The organism is Ruegeria sp. CDSA079 (assembly GCF_059612245.1).
The window spans coordinates 248,477-265,187 of record NZ_JBXWQF010000003.1 but is presented as its reverse complement, the minus strand read 5'-3'; the positions used below and the strand labels follow the sequence as shown (position 1 = coordinate 265,187).

At 57.8% G+C, this 16,711-nt stretch carries 17 protein-coding genes; 8 read left to right on the top strand and 9 right to left on the bottom strand.

The annotated features are described in order from the left end of the window. Nucleotides 1-7 precede the first annotated feature (7 nt). The 3 genes from AC2FJZ_RS05015 to AC2FJZ_RS05005 form a co-directional block, all read right to left on the bottom strand. Nucleotides 8-409, bottom strand: coding sequence for a cupredoxin domain-containing protein (locus AC2FJZ_RS05015; protein ID WP_496776279.1), 402 nt, complete (start codon nt 407-409; stop codon nt 8-10). Nucleotides 410-463: 54 nt separating this feature from the next. Continuing rightward, nucleotides 464-2,248, bottom strand: coding sequence for a NapC/NirT family cytochrome c (locus AC2FJZ_RS05010; protein ID WP_496776278.1), 1,785 nt, complete (start codon nt 2,246-2,248; stop codon nt 464-466). 124 nt (nt 2,249-2,372) lie between these two features. Next, nucleotides 2,373-4,049, bottom strand: a complete 1,677-nt coding sequence (locus AC2FJZ_RS05005) for a cytochrome D1 domain-containing protein (RefSeq protein ID WP_496776277.1) — start codon at nt 4,047-4,049, stop codon at nt 2,373-2,375. Nucleotides 4,050-4,294: 245 nt separating this feature from the next. On the opposite strand from AC2FJZ_RS05005, the gene AC2FJZ_RS05000 reads away from it, so the two are divergent. Further along, nucleotides 4,295-5,491: an NnrS family protein gene (locus AC2FJZ_RS05000; protein ID WP_496776276.1), complete on the top strand. Its 1,197-nt coding sequence runs from the start codon at nt 4,295-4,297 to the stop codon at nt 5,489-5,491. 24 nt (nt 5,492-5,515) lie between these two features. Here AC2FJZ_RS05000 and AC2FJZ_RS04995 read toward each other — a convergent pair whose 3' ends face one another. Further along, nucleotides 5,516-6,619, bottom strand: a complete 1,104-nt coding sequence (locus AC2FJZ_RS04995) for a Hint domain-containing protein (protein ID WP_496776275.1) — start codon at nt 6,617-6,619, stop codon at nt 5,516-5,518. 242 nt (nt 6,620-6,861) lie between these two features. Between AC2FJZ_RS04995 and AC2FJZ_RS04990 the strand changes: the two genes are divergently transcribed. The 6 genes from AC2FJZ_RS04990 to AC2FJZ_RS04965 all read left to right on the top strand — a co-directional run bounded on the left by AC2FJZ_RS04990 (nt 6,862) and on the right by AC2FJZ_RS04965 (nt 12,282). Beyond that, the gene (locus AC2FJZ_RS04990) at nt 6,862-7,311 is read left to right on the top strand and encodes a c-type cytochrome (protein ID WP_050603737.1); all 450 of its coding nucleotides are present in this window, start codon (nt 6,862-6,864) and stop codon (nt 7,309-7,311) included. Between the two features lie 16 nt (nt 7,312-7,327). After that, nucleotides 7,328-8,695: a cbb3-type cytochrome c oxidase subunit I gene (locus AC2FJZ_RS04985; protein ID WP_050603738.1), complete on the top strand. Its 1,368-nt coding sequence runs from the start codon at nt 7,328-7,330 to the stop codon at nt 8,693-8,695. After that, nucleotides 8,695-9,510 (top strand): CbbQ/NirQ/NorQ/GpvN family protein, encoded by an 816-nt coding sequence (locus AC2FJZ_RS04980; protein WP_050603739.1) that lies wholly within the window; start codon nt 8,695-8,697, stop codon nt 9,508-9,510. The genes AC2FJZ_RS04985 and AC2FJZ_RS04980 overlap by 1 nt, the downstream gene beginning before the upstream one ends. 9 nt (nt 9,511-9,519) lie before the next feature. Beyond that, nucleotides 9,520-11,445: a nitric oxide reductase activation protein NorD gene (locus AC2FJZ_RS04975; RefSeq protein ID WP_496776274.1), complete on the top strand. Its 1,926-nt coding sequence runs from the start codon at nt 9,520-9,522 to the stop codon at nt 11,443-11,445. Next, the gene (locus tag AC2FJZ_RS04970; protein WP_496668288.1) at nt 11,442-11,990 is read left to right on the top strand and encodes a cytochrome c oxidase subunit 3; all 549 of its coding nucleotides are present in this window, start codon (nt 11,442-11,444) and stop codon (nt 11,988-11,990) included. Before AC2FJZ_RS04975 ends, AC2FJZ_RS04970 begins: the two co-directional genes overlap by 4 nt. Nucleotides 11,991-12,084: 94 nt before the next feature. Continuing rightward, entirely contained in the window at nt 12,085-12,282 is a 198-nt protein-coding gene (locus tag AC2FJZ_RS04965; RefSeq protein ID WP_496776273.1) for a nitric oxide reductase F protein, read from the top strand. A 53-nt stretch (nt 12,283-12,335) separates the two neighbouring features. Here the strand turns inward: AC2FJZ_RS04965 and hemA are convergent, their stop codons facing one another. Then, nucleotides 12,336-13,559, bottom strand: coding sequence for a 5-aminolevulinate synthase (gene hemA / locus AC2FJZ_RS04960; RefSeq protein WP_496776272.1), 1,224 nt, complete (start codon nt 13,557-13,559; stop codon nt 12,336-12,338). 185 nt (nt 13,560-13,744) lie between these two features. Here hemA and AC2FJZ_RS04955 point away from each other — a divergent pair, with 185 nt between their 5' ends. Continuing rightward, nucleotides 13,745-14,437, top strand: coding sequence for a Crp/Fnr family transcriptional regulator (locus AC2FJZ_RS04955; RefSeq protein WP_496668282.1), 693 nt, complete (start codon nt 13,745-13,747; stop codon nt 14,435-14,437). 24 nt (nt 14,438-14,461) lie between these two features. Here AC2FJZ_RS04955 and queF read toward each other — a convergent pair whose 3' ends face one another. The 4 genes from queF to queC are packed head-to-tail and all read right to left on the bottom strand — an operon-like array spanning nt 14,462 to nt 16,689. Further along, the gene (gene queF / locus AC2FJZ_RS04950; RefSeq protein ID WP_496668280.1) at nt 14,462-14,923 is read right to left on the bottom strand and encodes a preQ(1) synthase; all 462 of its coding nucleotides are present in this window, start codon (nt 14,921-14,923) and stop codon (nt 14,462-14,464) included. A 16-nt stretch (nt 14,924-14,939) separates the two neighbouring features. Then, the gene (gene queE / locus AC2FJZ_RS04945; protein ID WP_496668278.1) at nt 14,940-15,641 is read right to left on the bottom strand and encodes a 7-carboxy-7-deazaguanine synthase QueE; all 702 of its coding nucleotides are present in this window, start codon (nt 15,639-15,641) and stop codon (nt 14,940-14,942) included. Beyond that, on the bottom strand, nt 15,638-15,991 hold the full coding sequence (queD, locus tag AC2FJZ_RS04940; RefSeq protein ID WP_496776271.1) for a 6-carboxytetrahydropterin synthase QueD: 354 nt from the start codon (nt 15,989-15,991) through the stop codon (nt 15,638-15,640). Before queD ends, queE begins: the two co-directional genes overlap by 4 nt. Next, nucleotides 15,991-16,689, bottom strand: coding sequence for a 7-cyano-7-deazaguanine synthase QueC (gene queC / locus AC2FJZ_RS04935; RefSeq protein ID WP_496776270.1), 699 nt, complete (start codon nt 16,687-16,689; stop codon nt 15,991-15,993). The genes queD and queC overlap by 1 nt, the downstream gene beginning before the upstream one ends. Nucleotides 16,690-16,711: the final 22 nt, after the last annotated feature.

Sequence of the window (16,711 nt, the reverse complement as noted above, 5' to 3'; positions counted from 1 at the left end):
ATGTGTTTCAGGGTTCGACGGTGATCATTCCGATCATGTTCTGTGTCTCCCAATGTGGGCCGCACAGATAGTCTTGCGGTCCGGGTGCAAGAAACGTCAGATCAACCGATTCCTCAGGGAACAAACGGTCGCTTTCAGGCTCGCTACCGTCTTTCAGTAAAACCGAGTGGCTGGTTCGTTTGTCGACATTCACCCATCGGGCGGTTGTGCCTGCCTTCACGGTCAGCTCGAATGGGCAGAAATTGTACTTGTACATCAACACCACTTCGGCGTCCTTGACCGCGGATGAGGGTTGACCAAAAAGCTCTACATAACGTTCTTCCGCCTCGGCACACAGCTCGGCGGTTTCATCCGCCCAGGCGGGCGCGGCCAGCAGTAGCAGCGCGGGAAGAAGGCGTTGGGGTTTCATAATCCATGTCTCCTTTCCAAATTGGCGGGGGCCGGATGACCCGGCCCCGATCCGTTATTGTTTGACCACGTTGATGAATACGCTGTCATCATCCAGCGCGAGGCTGGTGTTCAGCGTCACATGGTGGAACCGGGCAGCGCTGAAGTCGTCGTGGATCGCAAAGCCAACGGTGTAGGTCTGGCCTGCTTCCAGTGGCACATCACCGGGCGCGCCCGAGTTCAGCGGGCGGGTGAAGACCACCGTCCACATACCGCCGGACAATTCAGCCGACGCGGCGATTTCACCATCATTGACCACACGCTGCTCCAGCAGATACCCGTTGGTGGCGCTGCCGTCGGCATAGACGCGCATCAGGTCAAGATAGGTGCCATCGGCCAGGTACTGCTCGATCTGTTCCGCAGCTTGCAGCTTGTCCCAACCGCCCAGTGCCTTGCCACGACGACCTTTGACTTCGACCTCAGTGCGGCTTTCGCTGATGTATTTGGTCACTGTGTCCTGTGTGCTCAGACGACCGGAAACGTCACCATTGGCGGCAATCGCCTCGGCCCCCGGATCAAACGGCATATACGAGTTGTCCGCATGGCACGAGGCCCAGCAGCCCACTTGCTCGCCCAGCTCGATACCTGTGCCAGCGATCATCATGGCCACCTTGATCTGGTTGTCGGGATCCATCTTGCCGCCGTCGACAAACGGGGCAGGGTTGTGGCCCGCATCCGGCCATTGCAGGCGGATATACAGGTTTTCGTCATCATGCGCCGCCTGAACGGTTGCATCGATCACACCGCGTTTGCCGGGGATCGGAGTTGGTTCAAGATCGCCGCCAGCAACGATCTTGTTGCCGATCGCGTCCAGTTCCTTGGCGTGGCATGTTGTGCATTGATCCCCGCCCTTGGTCAGAGGCCGCGCTCCACCGTGGAACTTGCCGTTCTGCACCCACTCAAACGAAGCCTGACCGGGATAGAACAGTTTCAGATCTGCGCTGGACACTGCTTTCCAGTCGATGTTGGTTGCAACATCGCTGCTGCCTGTTGCCGGGGCCGCGGCTTCTTCACCGGCTGCGTTGGCGCGTTCTTCCGCCACAGCGGCGTCGACGGCTGCAGAAATCTGCGCCTGAACGGATTCTTGCTGAGCTTTTTTAGCGGCTTTTTCAGCTTCAGCTTCAGCAGCTTCCTGGGCTTCAATTTTCTCGAGGCTTGCCAGATACTCGGCAGGGATCTCACGAATGAATGCCGGGTTCGGGGCTTCAAGTTTTTCCAGATACTCCTCGTCGGCCCGGTCGCGAGCGTCCGAATGCGCGATGCCCTTGTGACAATCGATACAGGTTTGACCGGCCGTCATCGCGTTCAGGTGCTGCTGACGTGCGCGGGGTTTCTGAAACTCAGGCATCATCGACTCGAAGTCATGACAGTTGCGACATTCGCGCGAGTCGGTGGCCTTCATCCGCTCCCATTCGTTCATGGCCAGATGCACGCGCTTGGCTTCGAACTTTTCACGTGTGTTGATGGTACCGACCATCTTGCCATACAGCTCTTTGGACGCCTTGATCTTGCGGATCATCTTATGGGTCCAGTCTTTGGGCACGTGGCAATCGGAACAGACAGCCCCCACGCCCGACCGGTTCACGTCATGGATCGTGCCGGTATATTCCTCATAGACGAAATCGCGCATTTCATGGCACGAGATACAGAAATCCTTGGTGTTTGTTGCTTCCATGGCGGTGTTGAACCCACCCCAGAAGATGATGCCGCCGACAAAGGCCGCGGCGATGCCGGCCACTGGCATTCCCCAAAGGAAATACCGGCGCCAGATCGGTTTTTTCTTATCCGGTTCGGAGGTCATATCCGGGCTCCGTTTTGGCTGTATTGTCTGGCCTTAGGTGGCAGGCCGGTGAGTTTGGCTGATGTCTCAAACGAGGAAAGGGCGGGCGAGGGGCCCGCCCTTTCCGGTTTTGGTTGTGAAACCGTCAGGTGACGTGGTTCGAACGGTTGTAGACGTTGAACTTGCCTGTCGGAGCAAACAGCCCGTCGATGCGACCGATTTCTTCCAGCGTCTTGGCGTCGAAAATCACGATCTGTCCGTTGGGCTCCAGCGAGTCTGACAGGTTCCACTTGGAAACCCAGACCTCGGTACCATCCGCGTTGAATTCGAAGTGAACGGCAGCACTGCCTTCGTCTTCGGTGATCTGGATGGTTTTCACGATCTCACCGGTCTCTTTCGAGATGACCTGCACCGATTGCTGCACTTCCGGTTCCGGATGCTTGGTCTGGTCAGCCCAGATGTAATCCGAATTCGGGTGGGTACGGACAAACAGGCCCGGGCCGTCGGTTTCCACTTCGTAGCAGACCTTCCAGGCATCGTCCGGACGGTTTTCGGGGTCGTTACCCCAGACTGTCACGGTGCCAACGCCAAGGTGGGTCGTACCAGCAACCGGGCCACAATTCGGGTCAACCCAGTTGGCACCCGGACCAGGGTGCGGTAACGCGGCTGTGTCGATCATTGCTTCCAGCTTGTGGGTTTCGGTGTCGACAACCACCATTTTGTTCGACGCGTTTGCGGCGATCTGGAAATAGCGGCCTGTCGGGTCAAAGAACCCGTCATGCAGGAACTTGGCCGAGTCGATCTTGTCGATCCGCAAGTTGTCCAGGTCGGTATAGTCTACCTGCCACAGCTGGCCCAGTTCCTTGATTGCAACGATCCAGGTTGGCTCGTTCGGCGTTGTGTAGATTGCAGCCACGCGGGCTTCTTCTACATAGTCGCCGTCCACGTTCACACCGCGAGTCGATACAACCTTCACCGGTTCCATCGTTTGGGCGTCTACGATAGCGAAGTGCGGCGGCCAGTAACCACCACCGATTACGTACTTACCGTCGCCGGAAACGGCCACGTCACGCGCGTCATAGGCAATCTTGACTTCGGAAACCAACATGTTCTCAGGCTTCTGCCAGAGGTCGATCTTGGTCATCTTGCCGTCGCGGCCCATCGTGTACCAGAAGCGGCCAGGGTTTTCCGGTTCGGTAATGCTGTGGTGTTCCGATGCTTTCAGAACGTGGACGGCATAACCGGTCGGGATGTGTGTCAGCACTTCTTTGGTGTCGCCGTCGATAACGGCCACTTTACCTACGTCACGCTCGATGACGACGAAGAAGTTTTCCCAGTTGCGGCCGTGTAGCGGCTCGGTCGGATAGTCGGCTTCTTCGACATAGACCTTGCGCGTCGCCATCATCTGTTCCAGCGACATCTCAGGTGGCTTGGGGGCTTCCATCTGGATATAGGTCGCCATATCCTTGATTTCCTGCTCGGTCATGATGTCCGAGAAGTTGTTCATACCGCCTTCGGTTCCCCAGGCGATAATTTTTTCAAGGCGTTCCTGGCCCAACTGAAGTGTGCCGCCTTCGGTCACAGTGCCGTCGGCTGCGGTTTTCTTCCAGTGGGGCTCAAGGCTTTTGCCTGTGGCGCCTTTGCGCAGAACGCCGTGGCAGCCTGCGCATTGTTCAAAATAGAGCTGCTTTGACGACTCAAAAGCTTCGTCGCTTAATGTTGGCTCTTCGGCAAAGGTTGGTGCAGCGACGCTGCCCAGCAGCATTGCCAAACCGACCCCAAAGGCGCGGCCGGTTTTGTTGTAGCTGATTCCAAGTGACATGATCACTCTCCATATGCGTGGTGAGGCAAGGCAGAGACTGAGCCATCACGGAGATGTCATCCTTGACCAAAGTCAACGGAAGGGGCGCAAAGTGATGGCAGCGGCCAAAAATCAACGGACAAAAGTGCTAATAAAACTTGAGATTTATGCGCATGTTTTAAAACGGGCTTGATTTCGGTTAAGGCCGCAGAATCCCCGGCGCGATAGGGCTTGATTAACGACAAGCGAGGCTATGGAGAGCGGGCATGTCATCAGCATTAACGCGCATTTTCAGCGAAGGATTTCGCGTCTTTTTCCTCTCTGCAGGGATTTACGGAGTGTTCGCAGGGATTGCTTGGGGCGTGTGGCTCGCCTCGCTGGATGGTCTGCTTCCATATGTAGAGCAAAGCTATGAGATGCCGCCGGTCATGTGGCACGCGCATGAGATGATCTTTGGATATGCAACGGCGGCCCTGGGCGGGTTCTTTCTGACCGCGGTGCCGAATTGGACCGGTGCGCCCGAGGCGCGGGCACGTTTTATTACCTTCGTGGCGTTGATCTGGATGGCCGGACGGTTGGCGGTCTGGTTTTCAGCCGCGTTGCCTTCCTTGGCTGTTGCTCTCATTGATCTGAGTTTTGTTCCCATTCTGGCGCTAAAGGTTGCAAGCCAGTTGATCCGCCGACCCAAACCGCAGAACATGGTTTTTCTGTATCTTCTGAGCTTGATCTGGGTCTCAAATCTAATGGTTCATCTGGAATGGGTCGGCGTCACCAGCGATACGCTCAACATCGGGGTTCGGGCAGGTTTGCTGGCATTGTGTTCGATGATCGCGATTTTGGGCGGCCGCATCACACCCGCGTTTACCCGCAATGCGATGAAACGAGCCGGAGAGCCCGAGGCGTCATGGCCGGTGTCTGTACCAAGGTTGGAGAAAGCCGCGATGGTCCTGGCTCTTCTGTTGCCCCTATTGGTGCTGGTGTTGGATATTGGTCCGGTTGCAGGCTTTTGTGCCCTGGTACTGGGTGGCGTTCAACTGTTGCGCATGGCGCATTGGAGGGCCGGTTGGGCCCTGCGCCAGCCGATCCTGATCGCGTTGCATTTGGGTCTTGGAATGCTGGCCCTTGGGCTGGTTCTGTGGGGGCTGTCAGCCCTTGGGCTGGGCAATGAAGTTGGAGCAATACACATCTTGGGAATCGGCTGCGTCGGCGGCATGACTTTGGCTGTCATGAGTCGAGCCGCTCTGGGACACAGCGGACGCCCGCTTGTTGCGTCGTCGCCGATGGTGGTGGCCTATGTGTTGATGGCGGCGGCGGCTCTGGTGCGCTGGCTGGGCTCGGGCCTGACAGGTGGGTATTTGGCGGCCATGCTGACGGCTGATGGCTTCTGGATCGCAGCCACAGCATTGTATCTGTTTGCGATGTGGCCGGCATTGACTGGCCCCCGGGTTGCCAGGGCAAACTGACTCTTCCGGGGCCGGTATGGGCTGTTATTCAGATAAAAGCGGGCGGTCATTCTTGATATGGCGGTGAATGAGCGCACGTGCACGCCGGCCCTGATCCGGAATCTGTCGTGCCGGCTTCGGCTCGTATTCGGGTCGCAAGAGTTCTGGGAACAGATCCAGAATCTCGGCGCGGGCACCCGGGTGCACGCTGGCCAATGCCTGCGCCCCTGTGAACAAACTCTCTGACGGGGCGCTTTCTGCATAGACAATCTCATGCCGGTCGAACAGCATGTGATAATAGACGACATCTTGCGCGCCCTCTTCGACCGTGATGCCAGGAACGCCGACAAGTTTGCAGGCCGGAACCAGGACTTCCTTGCTGTCAAACATGCGCACGGCAATTGGTGAACGAACCATCATGCGATGTTGCGGCGAAACGCGCAGATCGCGTTTTGGCAAGTCACTGCCCAGACTGCCTGCTGCAATCCGAATGGGGCGCAGATTCGGTTTTGCGGTCAGGTCAGACGCATTCAATGCACGCGCTCCGATCCAGCGTATCTCTTGTGGCCCGTTGTCGGCTGTCAGGACCTGATCGCCAACGTTCAGGTGTTCGATGGAAACCGGGCCGTCCGGTGTGGCAATCTGTGTCCCGGCCGCAAAGCAGGGCACATCGACAATTGCGCCTGGATCTGAAGTGTCCGGTGCGTTGGTTGGGGTGACATTTGACCGGACAAAGGAATAGTTCGTTCCGGGCACCAGCGGTTCAGAGGTGATGTATCCGACCAGATTGCCTTCGACTTCGACGCGGAAGACATCGATGGTGCCACCCCCCGGTTTGCTGAGACTGTAAGATTCCTCAAGATAGATAGCGCCCGAATCTATTGTGACTGACCCATCAAGATTGGTTACAACGCCGGATTGGGTCAGATCGTCGCCGAATTCGTTGTTGAAGCGGTCGCCGTTAAAGTCTGTTCCATTGTCCGGGTCGCCGTTGACAAGTGTGCCGCCGGCCGCGTCAACGACATCGAACACACGCCGGTCAGAGCTGGCGTCATACGTTCCGGACAGAGTTATCGTACCAGTGTTAAACCCGGTAAAGCTGAGCGAAATGACCCCGGGGTCGTATCCGATGAATGAATAGTTCGCCATAGTTTAACCTGCCACTTGTTGTTACTGGTTCAAAGCGTCGGATCCGACGCGAGCCAATTCGCACTATACCCCCCTATTTTTAGCAAAGCTTTAAGTCAATTTCGGGGCTATTTGAGGCCACTTGGCGGGAAGTTTAGCGATCTCTTCCCTCGCAAACCTGATGTCTTGACTTTCGTTAAGGCGGATCAGCGCCGCACCCGCCATGTTGACCGCACTAGCTAATCTGCGCAAAGGAGAGCGCGATGCGAGAAGTCATGACAAAGAGCATGGCTCGTAACATATTTTATGGCGGGTCACTGTTCTTCATCCTCATCTTTCTGGCCTTATCGGCCCATTCGCACCTGTATATCGTCAATTCTGAAAACTCTAAAAAACTTGATGACAGTGTGGTGCGAGGTAAACATGTCTGGGAGAAACACGCCTGTATCAATTGTCATACTATCCTTGGTGAGGGCGCGTATTTCGCCCCCGAAGTCGGCAACGTAATGACGCGTTGGGGCGTGCTGGACGACCCGGAATCGGCCTTTGAATCTCTCAAGGGCTGGATGGAAGCACAACCGACCGGCATTCCCGGTCGTCGGCAAATGCCCAATTTCAACCTCAGCGACGAAGAAATCCGTGATCTGACGAACTTCCTGATCTGGACGGACAATATCGACGCTCAGGGCTGGCCGCCCAACGAGGCAGGCTGAGAAAGGGAACGGAGCAATGAAATACGAATCCCAAAAAATCGCCTACGCTTACTTCGCAGTAGCGATGGCCCTGTTCGCGATACAGGTAATCGGCGGCCTTTTGGCTGGTCTGATTTATGTGTTCCCGAACTTCCTGAGTGAGCTTCTGCCATTCAACATCGTGCGGATGCTGCACACCAACTCTCTCATCGTCTGGCTGTTGCTGGGCTTTTTCGGTGCGGCTTACTTTCTGATCCCGGAAGAAACCGAGCGCGAGATCCACTCACCCAAGCTCGCGTATCTGCAGTTGATCATTCTTGTGGTCGGCACATTGGGCGTTGTCGTGACCTATGTCTTCAACCTGTTTGAAGGCAACTGGCTGCTGGGCAAAGAGGGGCGCGAGTTCCTTGAACAACCCAAGTGGGTCAAGGTGGGCATCGTCGTGGCCGCGCTCATGTTCCTGTACAACGTGTCGATGACCGTTCTGAAGGGCAAGAAGACCGCCATCTCCAACATCCTGCTGTTGGGCCTGTGGGGTCTGGCATTGCTGTTCCTGTTTGCCTTCTACAACCCGGGCAACCTGGCGCTCGACAAGCAGTACTGGTGGTATGTGGTCCACCTGTGGGTCGAAGGCGTGTGGGAGCTGATCATGGCCTCGATTCTGGCCTACCTGATGCTGAAGCTGACAGGTGTGGACCGTGAGGTGGTCGAGAAATGGCTCTACGTCATCGTCGCGGCTGCACTGTTCTCGGGTATCCTTGGTACCGGGCACCACTACTACTGGATCGGTACGCCTGCGTACTGGCAGTGGATCGGGTCGATCTTCTCGAGCCTCGAGGTGATCCCGTTCTTCGCGATGATGGCCTTTGCCTTCGTCATGGTCTGGAAAGGCCGTCGCGATCACCCGAACAAGGCCGCGCTGCTGTGGTCGCTGGGCTGTGCAACGCTTGCCTTCTTCGGTGCCGGTGTCTGGGGCTTCCTGCACACGCTGCATGGGGTGAACTACTATACCCACGGCACGCAGATTACCGCCGCGCACGGCCACTTGGCCTTCTACGGTGCCTATGTCTGCCTCAACCTGGCGATCTTCAGCTACGCGATGCCGATCCTGAAAAACCGTGATCCGTACAATCAGGTACTGAATATGGGCTCGTTCTGGCTGATGACCAGCGGCATGGTCTTCATGACCTTCGTGCTGACCTTCGGTGGGACTGTGCAAACACACATGCAACGCGTTGTCGGTGAGTACTTCATGGACGTGCAGGATCAAATCGCGATCTTCTACTGGATGCGTCTTGGCTCTGGTGTCGTCGTGGTCCTTGGTGCGCTGTTGTTTATTTACTCGATCTGGGTGCCCCGGAAAGAGGTTATTGAATCCGGTGCAGCTGAAACCCCTGCGGAGTGATGAATATGGACGGCTCCATGAAACTGAATGAGGGGGCGGCAAACGCCCCCTTCTACCTGCCCCAGGGCGATGAATGCGACGTGTTCTGCGCCGCCTACAACAATGACCTGCCGGTTCTGCTGAAAGGCCCGACAGGTTGCGGCAAAACCCGGTTTGTTGCACATATGGCCGCCCGCCTGGGCCGCCCGCTTTATACCGTGGCCTGTCATGACGATCTGGCGGCTGCTGACTTGATCGGTCGCTACTTGCTGAAAGGCGGAGAAACCATCTGGGTCGATGGCCCCCTGACCCGGGCGGTCCGTGAAGGTGCGATCTGTTACCTTGATGAGGTGGTCGAGGCGCGCAAGGACGTCACCGTCGTACTGCACCCGCTGACTGACGACCGCCGTATCCTACCGATTGACCGCACAGGTGAAGAGCTTGAGGCCGCGCCTGGCTTCATGTTGGTCGCTTCATATAATCCTGGATACCAGAATATCCTGAAAACCCTTAAACCCTCGACCCGTCAGCGTTTTATCTCGCTCGAGTTCGACTTCCCGTCGCCTGAGATGGAAGCGCAAGTTGTCGCGCAAGAAAGTGGTCTGCCGCTGGAGCGGTGCAAACCGCTGGTGCGACTGGCGGGCAAACTGCGAGGGCTCAAGGGTCAGGACCTCGAGGAAGGCGTCTCTACCCGTCTGGTCGTTTATGCTGCGACGCTGATTGCACAGGGCATGTCGACAGACCGCGCTATCCTTGCCGCTATGATCGAACCTCTGACTGATGACGAGGATATCAAACGCGGGCTCCTCGATCTTGTCACGGCTGTCTTTGGGTGAGGCCGGCCAATGGTCAAGATCGATTTTGAGCCATGGGAACCCGAAGAAACGATCGGGAAACTGTGGCACTCCCTAGCCAGTCGCCTCGATGCACCCCAGGTGCATGATGGAGCCGCGGTCGACCTGTCTCAGGTCGCGGGGCGGCTGGCTGTCCTCTTTCGGGGATTAGGGGGTACTCCGGGCGTGGAATTGCGCCCGGTCTCACCCGAGGTATCGCGCCACCGTTTAAGCTGGCGCCGCCGCCTGGCGACTGAAGTCGAACTGATGCCGCGCGCGTCATTCGACGGAGAAGTGCTGCGCCTGCCAGACCGCCTGGCTGTCTTTCCTGCGCGTGAGGCAAATGGTGCGCTTTACGTCTGGCTCGCCGCCGCAGCGGCCCATGCTGGAACTCGCATCGACGAAGACGACCCTTTGCGCGCTGACCTGCGTGCCCTGATCGCTGCCCGACACATGGTCGAGGCAACACTGGATAACGCCCCCGGGTTGCATCCACTTTACACCGAACTCTGCAAGGGTGTTCTGCATCACCGTGACGTCCCAGACCTGCCGCCCGACGAGGCGGCAGTTGAAGAGCTTGTCCGTCATATGCTGGGTGATCCTGCCCCCCTGTCTTCAAAAGCCGAGCAACTACTTTCGCTGGACGATGACGATCTGACTGCTGCGCGCGGGTATCAAAATTTCCGCCCGGTTCCTTTATGGCCCGAATTGCGGGCGGTTGGGTTTTCCGAGCATAACGAGGTGGAAAACCCTGAAACCGAAGGCGAACCTGAAGAATCTGGTGAAAAAACGCACCGCGCCCGCCGCCGCAAATCCGATCAGGCCGAGCGCAGCGACAGCTTCATTTTGCACAAGTTCGAAGCGATCCTCAGCTGGGCCGAGTTCCTGAACATCAATCGCCGCATCGACGACGATGATCCTGACAATGCCAAGAAAGCTGCTGACGATCAGGAAGAGATCGGCTTGGGTCAGATCTCCAAGGCACCACCGACCAAGCTGAAACTGCATCTGGACCTTGCGCCCGAGGATGTGAACCGCGAGCGCTTGTCGGGTCGCATCCTCTATCCCGAATGGGACGTGCGGACAGGGCAATATCTGCCGGATCACGTCAATGTTCTGCTTTCGGACGCCGAAATCCGCGAAGACGCGGCCGAGTTCGGAAAGGACCCTGCCACTGCTCGCCGTATCCGCGCTGTAAAACGCCAGTTCGAGGCTCTACGCCCCGGTAGAGTGATGACACGAGGCCATCTGGACGGAGACCAGCTGGACATCGAAGCTGCGGTGCGGGCCGAGACCGAGCGAATGGCGAGCGGTGAAGGAAACGAACGCATCTGGATGCAGTCGCGCCCCGAAGCCCGCGATCTGGCGGTGTCGATTCTGTTGGACGTCAGCCGCTCAACCGAAAGCGCGGTCACAGGTCGCGCCGTGATTGACATTGAGCGCGAAGCGTTGGCTGCGCTCGCCTGGGGTCTGAACGCCTGTGGTGACGATTTCGCCATCCATGCGTTCAGTTCGCTGAAACGGGAACGTGTCTATGTGCAACGCTGCAAACGGTTTGATGAGCCAATGGGGGCAAAGGTCGAACAACGCATCGCCTCTCTGCGACCCGGTCATTACACCCGGCTAGGTGCGGCGATCCGACATTGCTCCTCCGATCTGGCCAGCCAATCCCGCCAACGCCGGTTGTTGCTGGTCATCACAGATGGCAAGCCCAACGACCTCGACCATTACGAAGGCCGCCATGGTATCGAAGACACCTGTATGGCTGTTCGCGAGGCGCGCCGCGGCGGGCAATCGGTTTTTGGCGTCACCATTGATAAGACCGGCAAAAGTTGGTTCCCACGCATGTTTGGGCAGGGTGGTTTCGCCGTCATCCCCGACCCGCACCGCCTGACTATGGCCCTTCCGCAAATCTACCGCCAACTGGTCGGAGCATGAGCGCTTCGTCTCTGATCGACGAGCTTCCGGGCGAGTTACTGATGTGGGTTCTGATCATCTCGGAACTGCTGGTCTTTGGCGCGGGCCTGATCGCGTTCATGGGCGTGCGATTGACTGATCCGGTGGGGTTTGCCGAGGCCCAATCGCATCTTTATCGTACTGGCGCCGCCTTCAACACTGCGGTGTTGGTCACATCGGGTTACCTAGCCGCGCAGGCTCTGCGCTGGCGCCGCGCCGCAGAACGGTTCAAAGCACGGTTTGCCCTCATGGTTGCGGCCGCGTTGGGGATCGTTTTCCTGATGATCAAGGGTGCGGAATACGTGGGAAAAGCCGGGCAGGGTATCACGTTTGAAACTCATCCCTTCTTTCTGTTCTATTACCTGCTGACCGGTTTCCACGCCGCCCATGTCCTGGCCGGGGTCGGAATCCTTCTCTTGGTGGCCTGGCGCGACGACCCGCATAACATCGAAGCAGGCGCGCAGTTCTGGCACATGGTCGATCTGGTCTGGATCATGCTGTTCCCCGTGATCTACCTGTTGGGGTAATATGATGCCCGCGTCTTCATCTTTTCACAAAAACTCCCGCCTGAGGCTCCCGAACGCACTCACACGCGCATGGTTCACCCTGTTGGCGCTCAGCGTGACTTCGGCGGTGCTGACCCTGTTACCATTTGCGCCCACAATCGTCGGTGCGGGTATCCTGGGTCTTGCGCTTCTCAAGTGCCGCATCATCCTGGCGCAGTATCTTGACCTTACGGCTAGCCTGGCCTGGCTGCGTGGGTTTTCCATTGTGCTGACGGGCTTTGCACTGATCATACTTGCCCTCTATCTGGTCTGAAAAAAACGCCGCCCCGAAGGGCGGCAGTTCTCCATGCAAAGGGGTGCTTGGAATTATTGTGCGGCCATAGGCATCCGCGCAATCTGGCAGCGTTGCCACAGGGCTGACAGCGCACCGACCAGATGGTCGATATCCTCATCCGTATGAACCGGAGACGGCGTGATCCGCAGACGTTCGGTACCTTTGGGGACGGTGGGATAGTTGATGGGCTGGATGTAGATGCCGAATTCTTCCAGCAGTGTGTCCGAGATGAACTTACATTTCACCGGATCGCCCACCATCACCGGGATGATGTGGCTGGGGTTGGGCAAATGCGGAATGCCTTCGGCATCCAGCCGTGCCCGCACCTGCGCCACCCGCTGTTTTTGTAAGTCACGTTCCGTGCTCGATTGTTTCAGATGCTGGATCGAAGCCGCAGCCCCAGCCGCGATCGACGGGGGCAGGGCGGTGGTGAATATGAACCCGCTGGCAAAGCTGCGCACGAAATCGCACAGGGTGGCAGAGGCGGCGATATATCCGCCCACTACACCAAAGGTCTTGCCCAGCGTCCCTTCAATAACGGTCAGGCGATCCATCAGTCCTTCGCGTTCGGCAATACCACCTCCGCGCGGGCCATAGAGACCGACGGCGTGCACTTCGTCCAGATAGGTCATTGCACCATATTTGTCGGCCAGGTCACAAATCCCTTTGATAGGGGCGATGTCGCCATCCATCGAGTAGACCGACTCAAAGGCGATCATCTTGGGCGCGTTGGGGTCAGCGGTGGCCAGCTTTGCGTCCAGATCCTCAAGGTCATTATGGTTCCATATCACCTTCTGAGCCCGTGAGTGGCGGATGCCTTCGATCATCGACGCATGGTTCAACGCATCGGAGAAAACTATCAGCCCCGGAATCTTCGCAGCCAGCGTCCCCAACGCGGCCCAATTGGAAACATAGCCCGAGGTAAACAGCAGCGCGGCTTCCTTGCCGTGCAAGTCAGCCAATTCAGCTTCGAGAAGCACGTGGTCATGGGTGGTCCCCGAGATATTGCGCGTTCCACCCGCCCCGGCGCCGCAGCGGTCCAGTGCATCGTGCATGGCGCTGATCACCGACGGATGCTGGCCCATGCCCAGATAGTCATTCGAGCACCAGATCCGCACATCCCGCTGAACTGGCCCATCGGTCTGCCGGGCGTTTGGAAACGCCCCGCAACGTCGTTGCAAATCGATGAAAACCCGGTAGTTTCCTTCATCTTTCAAAGTGTCGAGGCTCTGGCTGAAATATCGCTCGAAGTCCATCTGACATGCTCCCCGGATAACTGGCTTTGAGCTGAACTTAAGGCAGCGCACCTGGTCGTGACATGACAATTGTCAAGTTTGGATGCAAGAATAGGGGTGGTGCGTCGGAGTGTGCTTTGGCATAGCTTTTTCTAGGGATGATCACTCGGGCGCTGCCCGAAACGGACAAACAGGGGGATGCCTTGATGCCACATGAGGCACAAAAGGCTATCGCACGCCAGTCACTTCTATTGCGCAGCTTGCCCGAGAGGCATGTCGATTCATTGCTGCGTCAGGCCGTTTGGCGGAAATATGATCGGGGTGAGACGATCTTCCTGCAAGAGGAAGAGGCCAAGGCAGTGCATGTTATGCTGGCGGGTTGGGTCAAACTGTTCCGTGTTACGCCGACCGGAGCTGAAGCGGTGGTGAGCGTTTTTACGCGCGGTGACAGCTTTGGCGAAGCCGTGGCACTTCGGGACGTGCCATACCCTGTGTCAGCCGAAGCTGTGTCTCCTTGTGAAGTGATGCATATCCCCAGCCCGGTATTGTTGTCGCTGATGCGGGAAGATCCGGAAATCGGCATTTCGATTCTGGCGGCTACTTTCACGCATCTGCACTCTCTGGTGGCGCAGCTTGAGCAGCTGAAGGCGCAGACCGGTGCTCAGCGTGTTGCGGAATTTCTGCTGGAATTGTGTGACCAGGAAAGTGGCGCGTGCGAGGTGGAACTTCCCTACGACAAGATGCTGATCGCAGGACGCCTGGGGATGAAACCCGAAAGCCTGAGCCGCGCGTTTTCACGGTTGAAAACTGTTGGCGTCAAGATCAACAGAAACCACGCAGATATCGACGATATTGACACTCTGCGCGACTATGCGGATAGCGACCCGAGCGAGAGGTAATACCGCTCGGATCCTGCATCTTGGTCAACCGCGCCCGCGATAGGGGGGAACGCCCTGATCCGGAATCCACACGCTTTCCGGCAGGGGGCCCGTTTGCCAGAATACGTCAATGGGGATGCCGCCGCGCGGGTACCAATAGCCACCGATGCGCAGCCAGCGGGGTTCGAGAAAATCCTGCAGACGGCGCGCGATCGAGACGGTGCAATCTTCGTGAAACGCACCGTGGTTTCGAAACGATCCCAGAAACAGCTTTAGTGATTTGCTTTCCACCAGCCAATCGCCGGGCACATAGTCGATGACCAGATGCGCGAAATCCGGCTGCCCGGTCATCGGGCAGAGCGAGGTGAACTCGGGCGCTGTGAAGCGCACGTTATAGTCCACGTCCGCCTGCGGGTTCCGCACGCGTTCAAGAACCGCCTGTTCCGGCGAGTTGGGCAGGACAGTGTCGCCGCCCAATTGAGTGAGATCGCTGTAAATGTCGCTCATGTCTGTCTCCTTTTGGTCAGACGCCGCGTTTGTTGCCCCAGACCAGCACGTGGAGCTGAGGCAGGATACGGGGGGCGAACCACCCTAAGCCAAGAGTTTTGTCGATCAGCCATTCCAGCCGCTCGGTGGCTTGGGTGAGATCGACGGGCAGATCGGGGTCGGTTTCCGGGTTGCCTGGTTGCAGATAAAGCGGCAGGTCCGGATAGCGGGCCACCACGTCCTTTGCCCATTGGAAATCGGTGTCATTGAAGATGACGATTTTTAGTGCTGTCTGCGCGGGCCGTACTGCAAGGCACGCGTCGAAGGCGTCCCAATCCATAACCTCACCGCTGCTGGGAGGTTTGGGGCTGAGTACCAGCATCGACAGGTCGGCAAACCAGGGTTTGGCAACGGACCCTTGGGTCTCGCAGGCAAAGCGATAGCCTGCCCGCGTTCCGAGCTGGATCAACGGGGCGAAGTCCTGAATGGCTGGGTTGCCGCCGGACAGCGACACGGTCAGGGGTTGCCCGCCAGAAAGTCGCTGTACCTCGGACCAAACGGCCTCGGTCTCCATCGCCTTCCAATCGTGGCGATAGGCGGTGTCGACGGCGTGCAGGCTGTCACACCACGCGCAGCGAAAATCGCATCCGCCTGTACGTACGAAAACGGTGGGCTGGCCGATCAGTGCGCCCTCGCCCTGAATGGTTGGGCCGAAAATTTCAGCGATGCGCAGGGTCATGGCCGGTACTCGGCCCACGTCTTGGGCGTCTCGGACACTTTGACCGCGGCTGTTTCGGGCCAGAGTGCGGCGCACCAGTCATATAAATGGCGCGCCATGTTCTCGGCGGTGGTCGCGCAGTCCAGCACATCGTTCAGATGCTGATGGTCGAACCTGTCGTCGATATAGGTTTTGAGCGGTTTCAATTCGTGATAATCCCGCACAAATCCATCGCTGTTCAGGTGGGCCGAGGCGAGCTCGACCACGACGATATAATTGTGCCCGTGCATCCTTGCGCATTGGTGATCGTTTGGCAGGTGGGTCAACTGGTGCGAGGCCGAAAAGTGGAATTCCTTGGTGATCCGGTACATCAGGCCCGCTCCCTTTCCATTGCCTGACGCCAAAATTCGGGGTCCTCGTACACACTGGGGTCTTCGACACCGGCCAGTTCAAATGCCTCGCGCCGTTCGACACAGGTGCCGCAGCGCCCGCAATGCCGATCACCGCCCTTGTAGCAGGACCATGTTTCAGCAAAGGGCGTGTTCACCCGTGCCCCTTCGGCAACGATTTCGGATTTGGATCGATGGACGAAGGGAACATGCAGCGCGATATCCGCATATCCGTCCAGAGCCGCACGCTGCATGGCGTCAAAGGCGTCAGTGAAGCCGGGGCGACAATCGGGGTAGATAAAGTGATCGCCCCCATGCACGGCGGTGGCCACCGCCGCGTCGCCATTTGCCGCCGCGATGCCATAGGCAATGGTCAGCATGATGGCGTTGCGATTTGGGACGACTGTGACCTTCATGGTCTCTTCTTCATAATGCCCGTCCGGCACGTCCAAATCGTCGGTCAGGGCAGATCCGGTCAGCGACGCACCAACCGAACGCAAATCAATCACATGATGTGGTACGCCCAGCCTTTCGGCACATTGGGCGGCAAAACCCAGTTCCTTGGTGTGGCGTTGGCCATAGTCGAATGAGATCAGTCGAGACAGGTTGCCTTCAGCCGCCAGTACATAGGCCAAAGACACCGAATCCAGCCCGCCGGAGCAGACCAAAGCAGTTTTCATGTTGTCAGTCCTTGTTTTGTTA